The organism is Sulfuricurvum sp. (assembly GCF_028712165.1).
Lineage (GTDB): Bacteria > Campylobacterota > Campylobacteria > Campylobacterales > Sulfurimonadaceae > Sulfuricurvum.
This window is the reverse complement of record NZ_JAQTQR010000117.1, coordinates 1-3,806: the sequence shown is the minus strand read 5'-3', so window position 1 is coordinate 3,806 and position 3,806 is coordinate 1. Positions and strand designations below refer to the sequence as shown.

Annotated in this window: 4 protein-coding genes; 1 reads left to right on the top strand and 3 read right to left on the bottom strand. The window is 43.8% G+C overall.

Going from position 1 to position 3,806, the window contains the following annotated elements; translation table 11 throughout:
- Positions 1–722, top strand: a 722-nt coding sequence (locus tag PHP90_RS13705) for a BamA/TamA family outer membrane protein (RefSeq protein WP_299931022.1), incomplete at its 5' end; no start/stop codon positions are given.
- A gap of 103 nt (positions 723–825) precedes the next feature.
- Here the strand turns inward: PHP90_RS13705 and PHP90_RS13700 are convergent.
- From PHP90_RS13700 to PHP90_RS13690, 3 genes are all read right to left on the bottom strand, one after another.
- Positions 826–2,286, bottom strand: a complete 1,461-nt coding sequence (locus tag PHP90_RS13700; protein WP_299931020.1) for a Ppx/GppA phosphatase family protein — start codon at positions 2,284–2,286, stop codon at positions 826–828.
- A gap of 1 nt (position 2,287) precedes the next feature.
- On the bottom strand, positions 2,288–2,542 hold the full coding sequence (locus PHP90_RS13695) for a YfhL family 4Fe-4S dicluster ferredoxin (RefSeq protein WP_295013171.1): 255 nt from the start codon (positions 2,540–2,542) through the stop codon (positions 2,288–2,290).
- Between the two features lie 65 nt (positions 2,543–2,607).
- Positions 2,608–3,806, bottom strand: a 1,199-nt coding sequence (locus tag PHP90_RS13690; RefSeq protein ID WP_299931017.1) for a HAMP domain-containing sensor histidine kinase, incomplete at its 5' end; no start/stop codon positions are given.

Sequence of the window (3,806 nt, the reverse complement as noted above, 5' to 3'; positions counted from 1 at the left end):
ATCTCGGATATAACTATTCTCAAAACGGCTATACCGATGTTAATAATACAGGGATAACGACTACTACAACGACGATTGACCCACATTACTATGCAAACTATACCAAAAGCTCCGTTTCGGTTTCAGCTACGTTTGATAATACCGACGATTATTATATTCCGCGTGAAGGGATGACGGTTTCTCAGAGTTTTGAAAAAGCGGGATTGGGAGGCGACACCGATTTTTGGAAAAGTAAAACCAGTTTCGGTGCATATCAGGGGCTCCAAAAATTGACCGATTTTGACTTGATTTTACGCTATAAAGCCCGCTTTAATTATGCGAAAAACAGTGGAAATAAAGATACAGATTTACCAATCGGAGAAAAGTATTATATGGGGGGAATCGGTTCGGTCCGCGGCTATCAAAGCTATTCCCTCTCTCCGACACAAGGGTTGGATATCAATAATAATCCGTTTAAAATCGGCGGGACCCAAACGTTCTCGAATAATCTAGAACTTAGCTTTCCTCTTGTACCGGAAGCGAAAATGCGGGCAACCGCTTTTGTCGACTACGGGATGATCGGTGACAGCAGCTTGACTGAAATCAAACGGGGAGGCTACGGGGTGGCTTTAGAGTGGTTTAGCCCTGTAGGACCGCTACAGCTCGTATTTGCTAATCCGATCGGGAACAAAGCGGGTGATGATGTTGCCCACTTCGAATTTACAATCGGACAGAGATTTTAATAAATGCATTTCGTTCGTGGTGCGTATATCGAACCATGAACATTGCTTCACCCTTCGACCAGCTCAGGGCGAACGGGGAAACTCTTCTGCTTTTCCCTCTAATTTAATCAAACACCACAGTCAGATTTTTCGGAAGAATGATATTTTTCAGCTGCTCTTTGGCTAAATAAAGATGTTCTCCACGAAGCAGTAATACACCCTCTTCATAGCTGGCACTTACAGACGATGCATTCACCCGACCGGCCAAAAGGATATGGGAGAGGCGAAGGATGGCTGAGAGGGCATCTACGGTCGTATTATCAGGCAAAAGAGAACCGTATCCCTCTTTTGGAATCAAGGAAGAAGAGGTATGCCCTTTTTTAAACAGCAGAAGATGGGAAATGAGTACAATTTGCGAATGACTTAATGCATAGTCTAATGCGTTCATTGCTAAATAGTGGCTGTGGCGCTGATATGCATAATAACGGACACCGACACCGATAGAGATCAGTTTTGATGCGATGACGAGTTCTTTCTCATAAACAGGATCGATATTCAAAGGAATGCAGAGAAGCTCAAAAAGACGTTTGGACAAATGGGCACATTGCAGCCCGTGATCGCTGTGGATTGCGTAGGTGTCAAGCAGATAACGGACGCTCGGATTGTAATTGGCTGGGAACATGTCTCCTGAATTACGAAGAAGATCGCTCAGATAGACCCCTTCACGTACTCCGACACCGCTGCAAACGAGCTGTTTGGTACACGTATGCCGGATAATACGCTCCAAAATCAATATACCGGGTTTTATGGTATCAAAACGATCAGGCTTGATGTACAGCGAGCGAAGTTTTTTTGGTCCTGCCTCGAGAATTTGTCCGGTAAATCCTAAAAAGCGGTTCTCGTCGGTGCTAAATCCATGCAATTTTCTCAAAGGGTATTTTTCTTTTTTCATCAATGCACGGGTAATGGCACGAAATGTTCCACCGATTCCCATAAGGGTTTCAGTATCGAATTTAGGGAGCTGCTTTAGCGCTTCGTCGATATAAGCGATTGCTCCGGGGATATTGTTTTGATCAAAGAAAAGCTCTTTTATCCGTACCGTACCGATATTGAGAGAGAAGAGGGTTTCGACTTTACCGTTTCGAAGCTGGGCAAACTCACTGGATCCTCCTCCGACGTCGACTGTAAGCGCATCCATTCGAGGTAAAAGATTGGCACAGGCTATCGCTCCGAAATATGCTTCTTTTTCTCCGGTGATCACTTTGATGGAGAGTTTGTGTTCACGTTGTATACGAGAGAGGAAGGCAGATGCATTGGGAGCATCACGCAACGCAGAGGTAGCGACGCATAAAATCTTACGAGCATCAAAAGAGCGGGCAATGGATAAAAACTCTCCAATCGCTTGGGCGGTACGATCCATCGCCTCTTCTTGAAGATGTCCGCCGTTGATATAAGCATGCTCGCTTATACGAACGGAGCTTTTGACTTCATGAAGAATATGAAAAGCAAAACGGCTGGTTTTTTGAAATACCGCCAGACGCATGGAATTGCTTCCAATGTCGATAACGGCGGTACATTTAGCCATATTACTCCTCTTCCTCTTGCAATTGCTTATGCTTATAGAGGAGTTCTTGCATGGTCTCTACATTGTCTTTATCGGGGATAATACAATCAACAGGACACACTGCGATACAGGCAGGTTCATCATAGGTTCCTACACATTCGGTACAACGGTCAGGATCGATGATATAAATCGGATCGCCCTCTTCAATCGCATCCATCGGGCACTCTTCACGGCATGCATCGCATGCAATACATTCATCGACTATTAGTAATGGCATAGGTTAAACCCTCGATTAGTTTTCGTTTATGCGCGATTTATAGCGAAAGGAACCTTTGAGCATTTTTAAACCTTTGAGATTTTGCGTTGCGGAAGGACACAACACAGTTTCGAAGGGAGGACCAAACGGGCACATGAACCGTCAACCCCATCCTCACGATTGGTCAGAGTGATTTGCGCTCCGATCGCTTCGGCAGCACTTTTAGCCAAAAAGAGACCGAGTCCAACCCCCGATTTATTCCCTTGGCGTTTAAACGGTGCAAAAAGATCCACACTTTCATCGATTCCGCACCCTTCGTCGATAACTTCGATGACGATTCCGATATCATTGAGATAGCTTTGAAAGAGTATGGTTTTTCCCTCCGGGGTAAATTTCAGTGCATTTTGCAAGAAATTTTGGAGAATTTGATTCAGAAGAGTCACTTGTAAAACCGCCATAAATGAGCCGGGCTCAAAGTGGGTACTCAGTTTTTTGTTTTCACTGTCAGCCAGCAATCCAAAATCGCCTTCCCATTTTTTAAGAATTTGAATGATGTCGGCTTCAACAGGGATTTCGAGCTGAGCCCCTTCCTGACGGCCTATATTTAAGATATTAGCGACAATTTTATTCATCTCATCGACACTTTTATTGGTGATACGGATTGCTTCGATGTACTCTTCGGGAGAGCGTTTTTTAATCAAAGTGACCTGATTTTTGAGTTTGATGACCGCCAGTGGGGTTTTAAGCTCATGGGCAGCACCGATAAAGAGCTCTTTTTGATATTTGACAAAATTCTGAATACGTGCCATCAGACGATTAATGGTTTCGCCCAGAGGCTCGAACTCATCGGGGAGCTGTTCGACTTTTATCGGTCGGATCAGATGCTCATTCATATTGGCTAAGCGTCGACTGAGTGCACTAATCGGGGCAATCAGCATTTTTGAGAATGCAATGGCATAGAGGATAATGACAACAAAACCGACTGCATTGATGATAAAAATGGAATTGAGAATTTTAGTTAACAACCGTTTTGTAGGTGTTATATCACGGCTTACTTTGAGATACGATGAGTGTTCAAAATCAAAGGGATAGACCAATGTTAAGGTGGTTGTTTTATCTTTATGGAGCGTTTCATAAAAATCGAGATGTTCTACTTGCGACTTGAGGGTTACTAATTCTACACTTAATCCCATCAGGGCGTCCGCATTATTTTGCTGGGAAGATAAAAGAGATTTATAGGCAGAGATATTTTCAGCGTAAGCGATTAATTCGGCTTGTTTCTCAT

Bases quoted from the DNA above. Each gene is read 5' to 3' on its own strand.
- PHP90_RS13700 (WP_299931020.1), bottom strand. From the start codon at position 2,286: ATGGCTAAATGTACCGCCGTTATCGACATTGGAAGCAATTCCATGCGT.
- PHP90_RS13695 (WP_295013171.1), bottom strand. From the start codon at position 2,542: ATGCCATTACTAATAGTCGATGAATGTATTGCATGCGATGCATGCCGT.